Source organism: Stenotrophomonas sp. GD03930 (genome assembly GCF_029839665.1).
GTDB lineage: Bacteria > Pseudomonadota > Gammaproteobacteria > Xanthomonadales > Xanthomonadaceae > Stenotrophomonas > Stenotrophomonas forensis.
In genome coordinates this window covers 72978-90277 of the sequence record NZ_JAOCAV010000001.1, presented here as the reverse complement: position 1 = coordinate 90277, position 17300 = coordinate 72978, and the positions used below count along the sequence as shown (strand labels likewise).

13 protein-coding genes and 3 tRNA genes are annotated in these 17300 nt (G+C 63.3%); 14 read left to right on the top strand and 2 right to left on the bottom strand.

Annotated features, from left to right (window positions below; genetic code table 11):
- The first annotated feature begins 198 nt into the window (after positions 1-198).
- From N5C18_RS00520 to N5C18_RS00470, 11 genes are all read left to right on the top strand, one after another.
- Entirely contained in the window at positions 199-3453 is a 3255-nt protein-coding gene (locus tag N5C18_RS00520; RefSeq protein ID WP_279943557.1) for a TonB-dependent receptor, read from the top strand.
- Positions 3454-3551: 98 nt separating this feature from the next.
- Entirely contained in the window at positions 3552-4355 is an 804-nt protein-coding gene (locus tag N5C18_RS00515; protein ID WP_279943556.1) for a Fic family protein, read from the top strand.
- Between the two features lie 29 nt (positions 4356-4384).
- On the top strand, positions 4385-4855 hold the full coding sequence (locus N5C18_RS00510; RefSeq protein ID WP_279943555.1) for a hypothetical protein: 471 nt from the start codon (positions 4385-4387) through the stop codon (positions 4853-4855).
- A 336-nt stretch (positions 4856-5191) separates the two neighbouring features.
- On the top strand, positions 5192-6580 hold the full coding sequence (gene ppnN / locus N5C18_RS00505; protein WP_006429576.1) for a nucleotide 5'-monophosphate nucleosidase PpnN: 1389 nt from the start codon (positions 5192-5194) through the stop codon (positions 6578-6580).
- 161 nt (positions 6581-6741) lie between these two features.
- Positions 6742-7257 carry a GspH/FimT family pseudopilin gene (locus N5C18_RS00500; protein WP_279943554.1) on the top strand — a complete coding sequence of 172 codons (516 nt, stop codon included), beginning with the start codon at positions 6742-6744 and terminating at the stop codon, positions 7255-7257.
- On the top strand, positions 7254-7727 hold the full coding sequence (pilV, locus tag N5C18_RS00495; protein ID WP_053449291.1) for a type IV pilus modification protein PilV: 474 nt from the start codon (positions 7254-7256) through the stop codon (positions 7725-7727). The genes N5C18_RS00500 and pilV overlap by 4 nt, the downstream gene beginning before the upstream one ends.
- Positions 7728-7729: 2 nt before the next feature.
- Entirely contained in the window at positions 7730-8890 is a 1161-nt protein-coding gene (locus N5C18_RS00490; RefSeq protein WP_279943552.1) for a PilW family protein, read from the top strand.
- 2 nt (positions 8891-8892) lie between these two features.
- Entirely contained in the window at positions 8893-9411 is a 519-nt protein-coding gene (locus N5C18_RS00485) for a PilX N-terminal domain-containing pilus assembly protein (RefSeq protein ID WP_053511400.1), read from the top strand.
- A gap of 11 nt (positions 9412-9422) precedes the next feature.
- Positions 9423-13175 carry a PilC/PilY family type IV pilus protein gene (locus tag N5C18_RS00480; RefSeq protein ID WP_279943551.1) on the top strand — a complete coding sequence of 1251 codons (3753 nt, stop codon included), beginning with the start codon at positions 9423-9425 and terminating at the stop codon, positions 13173-13175.
- Between the two features lie 38 nt (positions 13176-13213).
- Complete coding sequence (locus N5C18_RS00475) at positions 13214-13636, top strand: type IV pilin protein (protein ID WP_053449293.1); 423 nt, start codon at positions 13214-13216, stop codon at positions 13634-13636.
- Between the two features lie 79 nt (positions 13637-13715).
- Positions 13716-13792: transfer RNA gene (locus N5C18_RS00470), tRNA-Asn, on the top strand.
- A 48-nt stretch (positions 13793-13840) separates the two neighbouring features.
- Here the strand turns inward: N5C18_RS00470 and N5C18_RS00465 are convergent.
- A complete protein-coding gene (locus tag N5C18_RS00465) occupies positions 13841-14377 on the bottom strand; it encodes a GspH/FimT family protein (protein WP_279943548.1) in 537 nt (178 codons plus the stop codon).
- Positions 14378-14505: 128 nt separating this feature from the next.
- Here N5C18_RS00465 and uvrB point away from each other — a divergent pair, with 128 nt between their 5' ends.
- From uvrB to N5C18_RS00450, 3 genes are all read left to right on the top strand, one after another.
- Positions 14506-16530, top strand: coding sequence for an excinuclease ABC subunit UvrB (gene uvrB / locus N5C18_RS00460; RefSeq protein WP_006429643.1), 2025 nt, complete (start codon positions 14506-14508; stop codon positions 16528-16530).
- A 106-nt stretch (positions 16531-16636) separates the two neighbouring features.
- Positions 16637-16711: transfer RNA gene (locus N5C18_RS00455), tRNA-Val, on the top strand.
- A gap of 99 nt (positions 16712-16810) precedes the next feature.
- Positions 16811-16885: transfer RNA gene (locus tag N5C18_RS00450), tRNA-Val, on the top strand.
- A gap of 94 nt (positions 16886-16979) precedes the next feature.
- Here the strand turns inward: N5C18_RS00450 and N5C18_RS00445 are convergent.
- On the bottom strand, positions 16980-17300 hold the full coding sequence (locus N5C18_RS00445; RefSeq protein ID WP_053511567.1) for a hypothetical protein: 321 nt from the start codon (positions 17298-17300) through the stop codon (positions 16980-16982).

Sequence of the window (17300 nt, the reverse complement as noted above, 5' to 3'; positions counted from 1 at the left end):
GATTGCGTTGCGATCTGGTGCCGTTTGTCGCACAACCGTCACATTGATGGCGTAGCGTGTTAATCTAGTGTTAACCGTTATGGCTGCCTTCAGCCAAGCGGTAGGGAACCCCAGATAACTCTCCGACCAGCCACCCGCAGGGCTGTTTGGATGCGCTTTTTTTCCGCCATCGCCAACTCGCATCGAGGCTACCGAAAAATGACCCACCCACTCCGGATGTCCAAGCTTACCCTTGGTCTCGTGGCTGCACTCGCCGCCGCTCCCGCCTTCGCCCAGAGCACCTCCGCCGGTGTCGGCGGCCAGGTGATGTCCGCCGCAGGCCAGCCTGTCGCCGGTGCTGAAGTCACCATCACCCACACCGAGTCGGGCACCGTTTCGCGTGCCACCACCGATGCGTCGGGTCGATACAATGCGCGCGGCCTGCGCGTGGGTGGTCCGTACACCATCACCATCACCAAGCCGGGTGCTGGCACCAAGACCGAAGAAGGTGTCTACCTGAACCTGAACCAGGTCAACACCGTCAACGCCAACCTGGGCGGTGACCTGGCTGCCACCAACCTGGACGCGGTCAATGTTGTTGCCGCTGCCGTGGGCAGCGATCTGTTCAGCGCCTACAAGATGGGCACCGGCACCAACGTCAACCGCGAGACGCTTGAGTCGCTGCCGTCGGTGAACCGCAACATCCAGGACTACATCCGCCTGGATCCGCGCATCTCGCAGGTCAGCAAGGCTGACGGCGCGATCTCGGTCGGTGGCCAGAACACCCGTTACAACGCCATCCGCATCGACGGCATCGGCGCCGGCGACCCGTTCGGCCTGGAATCCAACAACCTGCCGACCGAGCGTCAGCCGGTGTCGATGGATGCGATCCAGGAAATCAACATCGACATCGCCAACTATGACACCACCATCGCCGGCGGTACCGGTGCGGTGATCAATGCGGTGACCAAGTCGGGTACCAACAACTTCGGCGGCACCGTGTACTACGCGTACCGCGACAAGGACATGGTCCGCAAGGAGCTGGACGGCGTCCGCTTCAACGGCTTCGATGACGAGAAGACCTACGGCATGACCTTCGGCGGCCCGATCGTCAAGGACAAGCTGTTCTTCTTCGCCAACTACGAGAAGATGGAGCGCTCGGCTCCGGGCGTCAGCCTGACCGATTCGCCGTACGGCAAGGGCACCATCACCGATGCCGACATCGCCCGTGCGCAGCAGATCGCCACCGGCTACGGCTTCGACGCAGGCTCGCTCAATCCCCCGGCCAACAAGACCGAGGTGGAAGAGTACGCGCTGAAGATCGACTGGAACATCAACGAGAACCACCGCGCCGCGGTGCGTTACAACAAGCTCGAGCAGAACGTCGTCCGCTTCCCGCAGATCAGCAACAGCGCGATCTCGCTGAGCACCTTCTGGTACCAGCAGCCGAAGACCTACGAATCCTGGATGGGCGAACTGTTCAGCGACTGGTCCGAGAACTTCTCGACCGAGTTCAAGATCTCGCACAAGGAATACACCTCGGTCCGTACCACTCCGTCCAGCCTGCCGCAGATCCAGGTCCGTGGTTTCGGTGCCAGCGGCAATGACTCGCTGTACTTCGGTACCGAGCAGAACTCGCATGTCAATGCGGTCGAGAGCAAGGAGCTGAGCGCCTTCGGTGCCGCCAACTGGTACATCGGCGACCACACCGTCAAGTTCGGTTTCGACTACTCCAAGAACGACCTGATGAACTACTACGGCCGCAACGTCAACGGCGCGTATGTGTTCAACAACCTGGCTGATTTCGCAGCGGGCCGCGTCAACCAGTACGTGGTGCGTGCCCCGCGCGCGGGTGGCAGCTACGACGACATCCCGGCCAATTACACCCTGAAGAACACCGGTCTGTTCATCCAGGACAGCTGGGCGGTCAACAGCAACCTGACCGTGCAGGGCGGCGTCCGCGTCGACATGCCGGACTTCAGCAACCAGCGCCTGTACAACCCGCGCATCATGGAGCTGTACGGCTACGACAACACCAAGCTGCCCGACAAGAAGCTGGTGCAGCCGCGCTTCGGCTTTAACTACACCTTCGACAGCGATCGTCCGACCCAGCTGCGTGGCGGCGTGGGCCTGTTCGGTGGCGCTGCCCCGAACGTGTGGCTGGCAGGTGCCTACCAGAACACCGGCCTGAACTACACCGAGTACACCGTTCGTAACCAGACCGGCATTTTCACCCCGAACACCAATCCGCCGTACATCCCGGCTGCAGGTGCCGGTGCTCGCCAGAACGTCGACATCGCCGCGCCGGACCTGAAACTGCCGTCGGTGTGGAAGTCGAACCTTGCCTTCGACCACGAACTGCCGTGGTACGGCATCGTCGCGTCGGCTGAGTTCCTGTACACCAAGGTCAAGAGCGGCATCTACTTCGAGCGCCTGGACCTGTACAAGAACGCCGGTGGCCCGTCCTACACCCGCATCGGCCAGGACGGTCGCGAGCTGTACTGGAATGATGCAGGCTATGTGCCGTGCGCCGGCACCAACTGCTCGATCCGCGAAGGCGCGACCGCCGTGGGTGGCGGCACCGTGGGTGGCAAGAAGAACCGTCCGAATGACATGGGCGACGTGCTGCTGATGCGCAACACGGACAAGGGCAGCAGCCGCCAGTTCACCGCTGGCCTGAACAAGCCGCTGACCGAGAACTGGGGCTGGTCGCTGGCCTACACCTACACTGCCGCGAAGGAAGTCAGCCCGCTGACCAGCTCGCAGAACACCTCCAACTGGGGCAGCACCCTGATCGGTACCGCCAACGAGAACGTGGCCTATGATTCGCGCTACGCGATCAAGGACCGCGTGACCGGTTCGATCAACTGGAAGAAGGCGTTCTTCGGCAACTACAACACCACCGTGGGCCTGTTCTATGAAGGCCGCTCGGGTCGTCCGTTCAGCTACATCTACTACAACGACATGAACGGCGACGCCGCTGCCACCACCGGCGCCGGCTACTTCAACGACCTGTTCTACGTGCCGAACGGCCCGGGCGACGTCAAGTTCACTGGCGGCGCGACGATGGAGAAGGCCTTCTTCGACTGGCTGGCCGCCAACCCGCAGCTGGCGAAGTACCAGGGCCAGATCGCCCCGGCCAACGCCTTCCGCACCAAGTGGGTCAACAGCTTCGACCTGCACATTGCCCAGGAATTCCCGGGCTTCGTGAAGGAGCACAAGGGTGAGCTGGCGCTGGACATCATGAATGTCGGCAACCTGCTCAACAAGAAGTGGGGCCGCATCGAAGATTACGGCTTCAACTCGACCGCCCGCGTGGCCAGCTACGCAGGTATCGACCCGGCGACCGGCAAGTACATCTACAACTTCACCGGCAGCACCGATACCCCGACCATCCAGGAAAACAACAACGACAAGGGCAATACCGGCGTTTCGCGTTGGTCGATGCAGCTGACCCTGAAGTACAAGTTCTGATCTTTCAGAGCCTGATGATGTAAGTGGAAACGGCCGGGGAAACCCGGCCGTTTTCTTTTGTTGGCTCTACTTCGTGAGATTCATCGCAGAAATGGGCAGTGTTCGCTGATATAAGAGGGGATGGACATAAAGCGGAGCGGCCATTGAAGGCTATGTACGGATTGCCGTCGGAATCGCTTGCGTTGCTTTCAAGCGCAAACTTTTCGGTTGATGTGCCGGCCACTGGGGACTCCGCATCTTTCAATGTGTTGTGCTCTCGCGTGGCGAATTGCAGATTTCGCTATTGCCCAGAATGTCGCTCTGATCCTGCTGGTTTTCTCAAGTGCCGCCGAGGTGCCGCATTCGCGAAGGCCTGCCAGAAGTCGGCAAAGAGGGGGTTTGGTTCTCCGCAACTGAGAGTATTGCATTCTGCGGCTGCGCCGGACGCTGTCAGATCTGGCAATTTTCGAACTGATCGAGTTTGGGTGGGGAGGCCGGGAGATCCGCACGCCATCATTGCCTCTCGAATTGATGTCGAAGCTCACATCAAAGAGCTCAAGAAGCTACATGATCGCCTGCATTTGCAGGGGAGAATAATACTTCTTGTTTTCATGATGACGATGCTTCATCCATTCGAGGATGGAAATGGAAGAACAATGCGAGCATTGATGCTGGCTATGGCCGCAGGTACTGGAGGTCACTTCCTGTCCTTCTTCGCGCTTTATCTGAAGACTGCTCAGCAAGACATGGTTGTGGCAGTAAATCTCCTGGCCGATACTCAGCTGGGTCCGATGCTTGAGTTGCTTGAAAAATCACGCGAGTTCTATTTGAACCTGATATGCAATGGGAGCGGTGCCGTGCACGAGTGGGTGAGAGCCCTTGAGGATGAGAAGCTTGTTGCGCGCCATATGGATTTTGATTGACCCGCGGTACTCACTGGAGGAGGTTGAAAGTGAAGTTAGGAGTAATCATCGGCACCATCGTTTTCGGAATGTCACTCGGTGTGCACGCAGCTTCGGCATCCAATGGCGTGACCCAAATTGATACGGACCCGTGGTGTAATCCGTCATATTGCCCTGGGCACGGGGGAGGTAGTGGATCCACGACCGGATCAAATCCGGAGCAGGATAAGTTCGCGTTTGTTCTCGTGGATTGCCGGCTGCCGGTTCAGGAGCGCTACGGAAAGGTGCTTGAGTGGTTTACCTCGCTTCCGATTGGCGAGCGACTGTGGTGGTATCAGATCGGAACGGAGGATATGCCCGCTGGTTCACCTTCTGCGTTGTCGGTTACGTATCACTATCCTTATGGCTACAATCAGGGATACGAGCTTTGGGAGATTGTCGATCCCTATGCCGCGGTTCCGATTGCGCCAACACCGACCTCCACGGGAGATCAGTGCTGGCTGCTCGATAACCGCCCTTAAGGCTTTGTGTGCCAAAAGAAGAAAAGGGGCAACATCGGCGTGTCGCGTTGGTCGATGCAGCTGACCCTGAAGTACAAGTTCTGATCATTCAGAGCCTGATGATGTAAATGGAAACGGCCGGGGAAACCCGGCCGTTTTCCGTTCAGGCGAAAGTCCTTGCAGGCGGCTCTGCATGGGCGTAGCATCCAGAAATGTGCGCGGCGCCAATGCCGCCGAAGCGGTCCCAGGCAGGTGATCACGGGCAGCACATATCCAACGGTCGGGTTTCCCGGCCGTTTTGCTTTTTAAGGGGGCGGCAGTACAGTCGGAAACCTTGAAGGAAGCGAAAAATTGGACATGACCACGAACGAAAAAGCAGCCCGCGCGCTGCCGGTGCAGGACGCACGGATCTACCCGCGCGGTGGGCTGGATGTGCTGTCGCGGGCCGAAGTGGCGCGCCTGCGCGATGCCTCCGCCGGCGGCATGCACGAGCTGCTGCGCCGCTGCGCGCTGGCCGTGCTGACCAGCGGCAGTGCCTCTGACGATCCGCGCGCGGCGCGCGATCTGTATCCCGATTTCGACATCCAGGTGGCGCAGCAGGATCGCGGCGTGCGCATCGACCTGGTCAACGCGCCGGCGATGGCCTTCGTCGATGGCGAGATCATCCGCGGCGTCGCCGAACTGCTGTTCGCGGTGGTGCGTGACCTGGCCTACATGGCCATCGAAATGGGCCCGGCCTATGCGGCCGAGCTGGAGTCGTCCGAAGGCATCACCAACGCGGTGTTCGGGCTGCTGCGCAACGCCCGCATCCTCAACCCGGGTGATCCGAACCTGGTGGTGTGCTGGGGCGGCCACTCGATCTCGCGCGACGAATACCTGTACACCAAGCAGGTGGGCTACGAGCTGGGCCTGCGCGGCCTGGACATCTGCACCGGCTGCGGCCCGGGCGCGATGAAGGGCCCGATGAAGGGCGCCACCATCGCCCACGCCAAGCAGCGCCGTACCGTGACGCGTTACATCGGCCTGACCGAGCCGGGCATCATCGCCGCCGAGTCGCCGAATCCGATCGTCAACCACCTGGTGATCATGCCGGACATCGAGAAGCGCCTTGAGGCCTTCGTCCGCATCGGCCACGGCATCATCGTGTTCGCCGGTGGCGTCGGTACCGCCGAGGAGATCCTGTACCTGCTCGGCATCCTGCTGCGCGAGGAAAACAAGGACCTGCCGTTCCCGCTGATCCTGACCGGGCCGACCGTGGCCGCGCCGTACTTCGAGCAGATCGACCGCTTCATCCGCCTGACCCTGGGCGATGAAGCCGCCGAGCGCTACGAGATCATCATCGGTGACCCGGTGGCGGTGGCGAAGAAGATGGCCAACGGCATCAAGCGCGTGCGCGAACACCGCCTGGCGCAGAAGGATTCGTTCTTCTTCAACTGGTCGATCGAGATTCCGTGGGAGTACCAGCAGCCGTTCGTGCCGACCCACGAGGCGATGGCCGCGCTGGACCTGCACCACGGGCGTGCGCCGCACGCGCTGGCGGCCGACCTGCGCCGGGCGTTCTCGGGCATCGTGGCCGGCAACGTGAAGGAAGACGGCATGCGCCGCATCGAGCAGTTCGGGCCGTTCCAGATCCACGGCGACACCGACATGATGCAGGCCCTGGACGCGCTGCTGCGCGCCTTCGTCGAACAGCGCCGGATGAAGATCTCCGGCGAATACCAGCCCTGCTACCAGGTGCTGGCCTGAGCCTGCGCCGGCGCGATGGGGCTCGCGCCGGGCCGGACAGGAGAGGGCGGATCGTCAAGCCTTTGACGCCCGTCGTCCCGGATTGACCGTTCATCCTGCCGCCGCTTGCCGGTGGCAGGGCGATGGCCCATCGTGGCCATCAACACGCTGGGGAGCGTCCAATGTCTTTGCGCCGGGAAAGCGGCTTCACGTTGATCGAGCTGATGGTCACCATCGCCGTGGTGGCGATCCTGGCCGCGATCGCGTTTCCGAGCTTCCAGGGCACCCTGCGTTCCAGCCGGGTGACCTCGGGCAACAATGAAATCCTGGGCCTGCTCAGCCTGGCCCGCAGCGAGGCGATCCGCAGCAACCGCGGCGGCGGCGTGTGCGGCAGCAGCGATGGCGCCAGCTGCGACGGCAGCTGGTCTGGCGGCATGCTGGCCTTCGCCGATACCAACGGTGATGGCGAGATGTCGTCGGGTGAGACCGTCCTGCGCTTCGTCAATGCAAGCCCGAAGCTGACGGTCAGCGGGCCGTCGGAGGTGATCGCCTTCGATGGCCGTGGGCGCCGCAGGGCCAGCGCCGATCAGCAGATCCTGCTGGAGCCGGATGTCTGCAGCAAGGACGCGCTGCACAAGCGCACATTGACGGTGAACGCCTCCGGGCAGATCCGCAGCACCAAGGAAGCCTGCCCATGAAATCCCGTTCCGTCCGCGCGCGGCAGGCAGGGGGCTTCACCCTGCTGGAAGTGCTGATCGCCATCATCGTGCTGGCATTCGGCCTGCTGGGTTTCGCGCTGCTGCAGACCATGAACGTCCGCTTCGTGCAGAGCGCCAACTACCGTACCCAGGCCACCAATCTTGCCTATGACCTGACCGAGCAGATGCGCAGCAACCGCTATCAGGCGGCGTGGTATACCACCGCGTCGTTTGCCGCAGGCAGCAAGACCGCCGAGAAGGCGTGCAGTGCCGATACCGGCGACGTCGCCATTTCCGCCAAGGTCGCGCGCTGGCAGTGCCAGGTGGTGAAGGCGCTGGGTGATGACGCCGGCGCGGAAGTCACCTACAACGGCGGCAACGTGAGGGTGGCCGTCAGCTGGGGCGACCAGCGCTGGGATCCGGACGATCCGGACAAGGCCACCACCTTCGCCCTGGATACGGAGCTGTGAGCATGGTCATGAACCGTCGTGCCGCGATGGCCGGCCTGTCGCTGGTTGAGCTGATGGTCGCGCTGGTGATCAGCCTCGTGCTGATGCTGGGCGTGGTCCAGGTGTTCATCGCCTCGCAGACGGCCTCCCGCCTGTCCGAGGGCGCCTCCCGCGTGCAGGAGAACGCGCGTTTCGCGCTGGATTTCCTGGAGCGCGACATCCGCATGGCCGGACACATGGGCTGCGTCAACGACCAGGCCCATGTGGTGAAGAACCAGGGCGACCCGGTGTCACACCTGGGGGCAACCTCGGGCGACGGCAGTCCGCTGGATTTCAGCGTGTCCATCCAGGGCTTCGATGCGCCCGAGACGACGCCGGGCGGGAGCCTGACGCTGGGCGCGGACTGGTCGGCTCCGACCGGCCTGCCTACCGCGATCGAAGGGCTCATCCCGGCACCCGCCGGCGGCAGCGACGTGCTCGTCCTGCGCTTCTTCGCGCCGGAAGGCGTGCCGGTCACGGCCATTTCCACGGACGGCGGCAACGCGCTGCTGGACATGGACAGCACCCGCGTCGCCCGCCTGACTGGCGGTGGCGTGGGCGATCCGACCCTGTTCGGCATCGCCGACTGCGGCCACGCGGATGTGTTCGCGGGCACGTTGAGCGCCGCACGGGTCACCGCCGCCTCGCTCGACCTGTCGCGCTATGCCGCGCAGCCCACCGGGCAGACGATGCTGTATCGCGCCGAGTCGATGGTCTATTACGTGGGCATCAATCCGGAGACGAAGCAGCCGGGCCTGCGCCGCGCGCGTGCCGACAGTGATGGCGCCTACTCGATCAACGAAGAACTGGTGGAAGGCATCGAAAGCCTGCAGTTGATGTACGGCCTGGACAACACCGCCAACATCAGCCTGGACACGCCGCCGGCCGGCAACATCACGCAGTTCGCTGCGGCCGATGGCGTCAGCACTGATGCCGATGCCGCGGGTGCCGCGCAATGGCTGCGCGTGGGGCAGGTGCAGGTGGGGCTGCTGGCACGCAGTCCGTCGCCGTCGTCCTCGACCCGCTCGGCCAATGCGCTGTCCGTGCTCGGCGTGGGCTTTGCCAACGGCGACAAGTCCGACGGTCATTACCGCTCCAGCTATGAAGTGTCGATTGCGCTGCGCAATCGCCTGTTCGGAAACTGACCATGACTCCTTTCCCGCGCTCCTTCCGGCCTGTCGTCGCTCCTGCCCAGCAGCGGGGTGCGGTGCTGTATGTGGCCCTGGTGATGCTCATCCTGCTGGCGCTGCTCGGAATTGCCGGCATGCAGGTGGCCGGCATGCAGGAAAAGATGGCGGCCAACTACCGGGCGGCCAACCGCGCTTTCCAGAATTCGGAAGGCGTGGTGCGGGCGGCCGAGCGTTCGGTGGAACAGATCACCAATCGCGAAAGCGTGAGCGAGGGCAGCCTGCTGCAGGCGGGGGATGTATCGCGTGTCTGCGATGACGGCTTCGATCCCGCCGGCTGGGCGGAGGACCGGCGCGACGAGACGGCGCCGGCCGTCAACGTGCGGCAGATCGACAGCTGCGTGGTTGGCGAATCGTCGCTGGACATGGGCCGGCCGCTGGATGACACCACACCGATCTACCAGATCACCGGGTTCGCTACCGACGATGCCGATGCGAGCTCGTCGTCGGTGGTGATCGACACCGTATTCAAACTCTGAGGACGCAGGCCATGGCTTCGCGCAAATTCCGCTTCATGGCCGCAGGCGGCGCCGCACTGGCGCTGGGGGGAGGCTATTTCATCTACAGCCTGATGGCCGCCCAGGCCCAGGGCACGCTGGCGCAGGCGCCGCTGAACATCCAGGTGCAGACGCCGCCAGCGTTCCTGATGGCGCTGGACGATTCCGGTTCGATGCTTTGGGAAGTGCTGAACAATACCCGCGACGGCGTTTACCGCTGGGGCGGCAAGAGCTTCTACACGGGCAGCGAGGCCAACGGCTACGTTGATCGCGGGCTGTTGTACCACTATGTGTTTCCAAGCTACGGTCGGGACTCCAATCTGGCACTTCCGCCGTTGGATGCTTACGGTTTCGCACGCTCTCCGGACGTCAATGCCTCCTACTTCGATCCACGCGAAACATACTCTTACTGGAAGACGGGCCTTCCGGAACCCAATGCCGACTTCCCGAAACAGGGCATCGATCCCAAGAGTGCGCCGCTGGATCCTCGGCCGAGCGGCGCCTTCTCTCTGAAGACGGGTACGCTGAACCTGACCGCCGATTCGACGAGTAATGCCATCGTGGTCAATGGCAGCAACGTGGCCTGGCGATTCCAGTTCTACAGCGGCATGGTGCTGCCGTCCGGCACGCGTATCGAACGCGACCGCTGTGGTGATCTGAACCGCAACAACAGCTCGACCGACGGCGGTTTCAGCGTGGTCGGCTCCAAGGCCGTGACCCTCACCGGGAACTGCAGTGCGGCCATGGTGTTCTTCCCGGCCACGTTCTATCTGGTGGATCGGGCTACGTTGCCTGAAGACTATGGCTATACCGCGTCACCGGTCGCGGTGACCAATCCTGTCGGTGGTCGCCCGGGCACCCTGTACAAGTACGAAATCAAGCTCGCCAATTTCGGCAACAATACGGCCAAGTACAACCAGGCCATGGGCAACTTCGCCCGATGGTTCAGCCTGTATCGGACGCGTCGCGAATCGCTGATCGGCGCAGCCACCACTGCGCTGCATGACCAGACCAACCTGCGAGTCGGCTGGTTCCGCATCAACAACCGGCGTAACGTCACGATGTACAACATGACCAATGATGATGAGAAGTCGACGCTTCTCGATGACATCATGAAGGACATGCGGGCCAGTAGCAGTACGCCCAATCGATCGGCCGCCGATTACCTGGGGCAGCAGTTCAAGCGTACCGACGCGAAAGCGCCGGTGCTGCTGTCATGCCAGAAGAACGCCGGCATGCTGTTCACCGACGGCTACATCAATGAGACCGAAAACAGGACATTGATGAAGGACCTGGTGGCGCCGTACTACGAAAAGTCCCTGGTGGATACCAAGGAGACCAATTCCGTTCCAGTGCCTTCCGAGTGCAAGGGCGCCAATCCAGACCCGGCGCTGGACTGCCAGACGCACCTGCACATGAATTTCTACGGCGTGACCCTGGGTACGCTGGGCAAGGAGTTCGGCGTCAAGTACCTGCCGGAGCCGAAACGGCCGTGGGTCCTCAGCCCCAATCCCTATGTGAACAAGCCGAACTTCCCCACGTCGACGCAGGATCTCAAGCCGGAAGCGGTCGATGAGTTGTGGAACGCGGTGTATGACACCCGCGGCGAAATGGTCAATGCCACGCGTCCGGGCGATATCACCGCTGCGATGCGCCGCATCATCAGCAATGTCGCCCAGGGCGCCACGCCGTCCGGCTCGCGTTCGCTGACCGGCGCGCGCATCGGCGTAGGCTCGTTGTCGGTGGAGCCGTTCTACGAAGCGACCAACAACGGCACCGACTGGTACGGCAAACTGCACGCCTTCAACCTGAAGGTGGAAGAATCCACCCGCAAGGTCATTTCGGAGGAGGCCTGGGAAGCCTCCGCGCAGATGCCGGCGGCCGATTCACGCCGCATCCGTTTCTGGCGCAACGGCGCGCTGGTGGATTTCTCCGGTGGCAACGTCAGCCTGGCCAATCTGTGCGACAAGTCGGGCTCGCTGTATCCGGGCATGAGGATCTGCTCTGAATCCGAGATCACCACGCTGGCCACCGACTCGGCTACGGCGGTGGCCTATCTGCGGGGTGCCACCGGCAACGAGAAGCGCAATGGCGGCAAGCTGCGTGACCGCACCACCGTGCTGGGCGACATCATCACCTCCACGCCGGTGCTGAGCTCGCCCCTGGACGACTATGGTTTCCGCCGTCTGCCGGGTGCGATCGGCAGCAGCTACGCCGAGTACATGACCACCAAGCGGGATGATCGTCGTTACATGGTCTATGCCGGTGCCAATGACGGCATGCTGCATGCCTTCGATGGCGGCATGGGCGCGGATGGGGAAATGGACAGTGACGGCGGCAAGGAGCTGTTCGCCTACATTCCGTCCACCGCGCTGGGCCATATGGGCAATCTGCTGCTGCCCTACGATCCGACCAATGAGAACACCCAGCGCTTCCAGCATCGCTACTACGTCGATGGCCCGATAACGGTCAGCGACACCTATGGCAGCAATGGCTGGACCACCTCGCTGGTGGGTACTGCCGGCGCGGGCGGGCGCAGCGTGTTCGCACTGGATGTGTCCGATCCGGGCAGCTTCGGGGGAACCGGTTCGCTGCTGTGGGAGATCAGCGATCTGAACTCGGCGCTGGACAGCGAAGTACGGGCCAACATCGGCCATGTACTGGGCAAGCCGGTGATCGTGCCGATGAAGAACGCAGACGGTTCGGTGAGTTTCCGCGCGATCTTCGGCAATGGTTATGAAAGCAGCAGCGGCAAGGCGGTCCTGTTCGTGGTTGATATGGTGGCCGGCAGCACCCCGACCATCCGCATGATCGAAGCCGTCGAGTCCGGCACCAACCTGCCGGCCGGCAGCAATGGGCTGGGCAACATCGTCGTGGTCGATCGCTGGGGTGGAGCGGGGCAGAACGAACAGGTGCGCGATGGCCTGGCAGATACTGTCTATGCGGCCGACAAGCGCGGCGCGGTCTGGAAGTTCGACCTGCGCAACGATGCTGCGCCGACGGTGCCGTTGTTCACCACCGATACGCATGTCGATGCGAGTGATCGCCTGACCTATCGTCAGCCGATCACCGGTGGCATGACCGTGACCACGGGGCCGTCCGGCGGTGTGATGCTGATCTTCGGCACCGGCAGTTTCTCCTACTACGGCGACGAGAACGATTCGGCGCTGCAGGCGCTGTACGGCATCAACGACACCGAGGCCGGCCTGTCGACCGCGACACTGACTTCGGCCAACCTGCGTTCGTATGCCGCCGGCATCAGTGACAATCTGCGCACGCTGACTGCAGGCAGCATTCCCACGGTCAGTCGTGGCTGGACAGTGACACTCGCGAACAAGGAGCGGGCCGTCGGCAATCCGCGTATCGTCTCCGGCGTGGTGTTCTTCCCGACCTACATTCCTTCCGAAGCCCAGGGCTGTTCGGTGGATGGCTCGAACTGGTTGTTCGGCCTCCAGGCCAGCAGTGGCGAGGCATCGATGTCGCAGGTGCGCTTTGGCGCGCCGGACGGAAAATCGCAGGGCGCAGGGACGGCGGGTGTTGCGCTGAACACCGGCGGCAACGCGCCGGTGAGGGATGTCACCACCTCCGTGGTGCCGCGGCTGGCGCCGCCGGATGCGGGCAAGCCTGGCAGTCCGCCGCCGAAGCCCCCGGGCGATGCCTGCATGATGCAGATTTCGGTGGCTGGCGCGGAGCCGATGTACCTGCCGTACCCCTGCGGTCGCCAGTCGTGGAGGCAGATCCAGTGATCGACGTTCCTTCTTTGCAGGCACCAGGAGCCACCGCAATGCGTACACCGTGGATGGCGGGCCGCGTGGCCCGCGGTTTCAGCCTGATCGAACTGATGATCGTGGTGGCGGTCGTGGCGATCCTTGCTGCGATCGCCTATCCGAACTACAGCGCGCATGTTCTCAAGTCGCGGCGCGCGCAGGCCAAGGCCGATCTGGTGGAGTACGCGCAGCTGGCCGAGCGCTACCACACCATCAACAACACCTATGTGGGCTTCACCTTCCCCGGCGGAGCTGATTCCATCAACTCGCCACGCGAGGGCGGCACCGCGGCCTACACCCTGTCCATGGAGACCGGGCAGTCGACGTTCACGTTCACGGCAGCAGCGGCCAATGCGCAGACCAAGGACAAATGTGGCGACCTGACGCTCAATCAGGCCAATGTGAAGACGTCGCAGGCAACACTGTCCGACTGCTGGTGACGCGAGCGGGAAGCTGCCTGCAGGGCTGCGTGAAAGAGTGTTGCACTCTCTGTTCGAGGTGATTACAATGCGCCTCCCCGCCCGAATAGCTCAGCCGGTTAGAGCACTTGACTGTTAATCAGGGGGTCGTTGGTTCGAGTCCAACTTCGGGCGCCAAGCATTACGCATCAAAGGCTTGCGGTTATCCGCAGGCCTTTTTTGTTGTCAGCAGGGCGGGCCGTCCTGGCTGCGGGTCGAGCGGATTCTGCCGCTGTTGCTGACGATGACGCGGGCATGCTCCCGGTCGTCCGCGCAGATGCGCAGCGTCAGGTTCGCTCCGGGACTGCGGCCATCCGGCTGGAAGTAGATCTGTGGCCGGCCGCTGCTGCTGGCGGCGCTGATCCTGACGCTGGACAGGCCGGACTGGTGCAGCAGGATGGAGTCGACGGAGGAGGGGGGCTGTCGTCGCCCGTCGGTCCTGTACACGATCCAGCCCTGGCTCCAATCGTCGCCGCAGTGGTGCCCATCGGGGCTTGCGCACAGGCCGATCAGCGCACTGCGCATGATGGCCTGGTAGCGCGCGGTGGCCAGGCCGGACTGCAGGCCGAGGCGGGTGGATTCCGCACGTTGATGCAGCATCAGTTCCTGCAGGGCGGGCCAGCCGGCTGCCAGCAGGACGGCAAGGACCGCCACCACCACCAGTAGTTCGAGCAGATGCATGCCGTGCTGTGTGTCGGGGCTGGAAGCAGGAGGGGGGCGCATGGATCCAGCCTCGCTGCCTCGCAGGGGCTGCGCCATCAGGTAGCGCCGCGCTCGGCTGCCCGGAAACCCCTCAGCCGGCCGTCACTCCTGGCCCCGTATACTCACCCTTCCCGGGAACTGGCAACACCATGAGCGACCGTTTTGAACTCGTCTCGCCGTACTCGCCGGCGGGCGACCAGCCCGATGCCATCGCGAAGCTGACCAGCAACTTCGAAGCGGGCATCGCCAAGCAGACCCTGCTGGGCGTCACCGGCTCGGGCAAGACCTACACCATCGCCAACGTCATCCAGAACGTGCAGAAGCCGACGCTGATCATGGCGCCGAACAAGACGCTGGCGGCGCAGCTGTATGGCGAGTTCAAGGCGTTCTTCCCGCACAACGCGGTGGAGTACTTCGTCAGCTACTACGATTACTACCAGCCGGAAGCCTATGTGCCGTCGTCGGACACCTTCATCGAGAAGGACAGTTCGATCAACGAGCACATCGAGCAGATGCGCCTGGCCGCGACCAAGACCCTGCTGTCGCGCCCGGATGCGATCGTGGTGGCGACCGTATCGGCGATCTATGGCCTGGGTGCGCCCGAGGATTACCTGTCGCTGCGCCTGATCCTGTCCAAGGGCGAGCGCATCGACCAGCGCGACCTGATCAATCACCTGACCCAGCTGCAGTACACGCGCAACGAGTACGAACTGCAGCGCGGTACGTTCCGCGTGCGCGGCGAAGTGATCGATGTGTTCCCGGCCGAGTCGGACAGCGAGGCGCTGCGCCTGGAGCTGTTCGATGGCGAGGTCGAGAAGATCACCCTGTTCGACCCGCTCACCGGCGAGACGCTGCGCAACATGCAGCGCTTCACCGTGTACCCGAAGACCCACTACGCGACCACCCGCGAGCGTGTGCTGGCGGCGGTGGACACCATCAAGGTCGAGCTGAAGGAGCGGTTGGAGCAGCTGTACGCGGAGAACAAGCTGGTCGAGGCGCAGCGCCTGGCCCAGCGCACCCAGTTCGACATCGAAATGATGGCCGAGGTCGGCTTCTGCAACGGCATCGAGAACTACTCGCGCCACCTCACCGGCAAGAATGCCGGCGAGCCGCCGCCGACCCTGTTCGACTACCTGCCGCCCGACGCGCTGCTGGTGATCGACGAATCGCACGTGACCATTCCGCAGATCGGCGCGATGTTCAAGGGCGATCGCTCGCGCAAGGAGACCCTGGTCGAATTCGGCTTCCGCCTGCCATCGGCGCTGGACAATCGTCCGCTGCGCTTCGAGGAGTGGGAGGAGCGCTGCCCACGTGCGATCTACGTGTCGGCTACGCCCGGCCCCTATGAATATCGTGAAGCGGGAGACGAGATCACCGAACTGGTGGTGCGCCCGACCGGCCTGATCGATCCGGTGGTGGAAATCCGTCCGGTCGGTACCCAGGTCGATGACCTGATGAGCGAGGCCAACGAGCGCATCAAGGCCGGCGACCGCGTGCTGGTCACCACGCTGACCAAGCGCATGGCGGAGAACCTCACCGAGTACCTCACCGAGCATGGCATCCGCGTGCGCTACCTGCATTCGGACGTGGACACGGTCGAGCGCGTGGAGATCATCCGCGACCTGCGCCTGGGCAAGTTCGACGTGCTGGTCGGCATCAACCTGCTGCGCGAAGGCCTGGACATGCCCGAGGTGTCGCTGGTGGCGATCCTGGATGCCGACAAGGAGGGCTTCCTGCGCTCCACCGGCTCGCTGATCCAGACCATCGGCCGTGCGGCGCGCAACGTGCGCGGCAAGGCGATCCTCTATGCCGACAAGATCACCCGGTCGATGCAGGCGGCGATCGATGAGACCGATCGCCGCCGCGCCAAGCAGGTCGAGTACAACGAGGAACACGGCATCGTGCCGCGCTCGGTGGCACGGCCGATCGTCGACGTGCTTGAAGGCGCCCGGTCCGATGCGGCCGAAAAGGAAGCCAAGAAGGGCAAGGGCAAGAGCCGGGCAGGCGTGGCAGAGGAAGGGGCCGACTACCGGTCGCTCAGCCCGGCCCAGCTGGCCACCCGGCTCAAGGCGCTGGAACAGCAGATGTACCAGCATGCCAAGGACCTGGAGTTCGAGGATGCGGCACGCGTGCGCGACCAGATCCGGCAGCTGAAGGAAGCCAGCCTGGGCTGAACGTGGCAGGGCAGCCGCATCTTCACAAAAGTGTTGCGCTTCACGGCTGGCATCCGTAATATACGCGGCCTGCACCGACGCAATCGCGGAAATGCAGAAGCAAAACGGGCGGTTAGCTCAGCGGTAGAGCACTACCTTGACATGGTAGGGGTCACAGGTTCGAACCCTGTACCGCCCACCACGAAGTCCCTGCAAAGGGGGCTGTCGTGAACTGCAAAGCCCGGCCCTGGCGCCGGGTTTTTACGTAGCAAGGCCAGCTTTCGGGCGGCAAGAACAAGATGGGCGGTTAGCTCAGCGGTAGAGCACTACCTTGACATGGTAGGGGTCACAGGTTCGAACCCTGTACCGCCCACCACCTGGCTCCTGGTATGACCGGTGCAGCGGTGGATCACGATGAAAGCCGGCCTTGGGCCGGCTTTTTTCGTTTGTGCTGGCAGCCTCGCCGCGCATCAGCGCTGCGCGACCCATTCGTCGATGCTGATCATGCGCTGCAGCTTCCAGTGGCCCTCGACGCGTTCCCAGACCTGCGCGTAGCGCGCCGGCCTGGACCGTTGCTGCTGGCCGTCTGCGGCCAGAGGCTGGTAGCCAACACGCAGTACGCGGTCCTGGCGCAGCCGGTACAGCTGCAGGGTGGCCGGATCCCGTGCCGCCGGAGCGCCCGCGTGCCCGGCATCGGCCTGCAGGATCTGGCGGCGCAGGGAGACATCCCCGGCATCGGCATCGCGGCCGAACAAGCCAGCGCACAACAGCAGCAGGGCAAGCATCGGCAT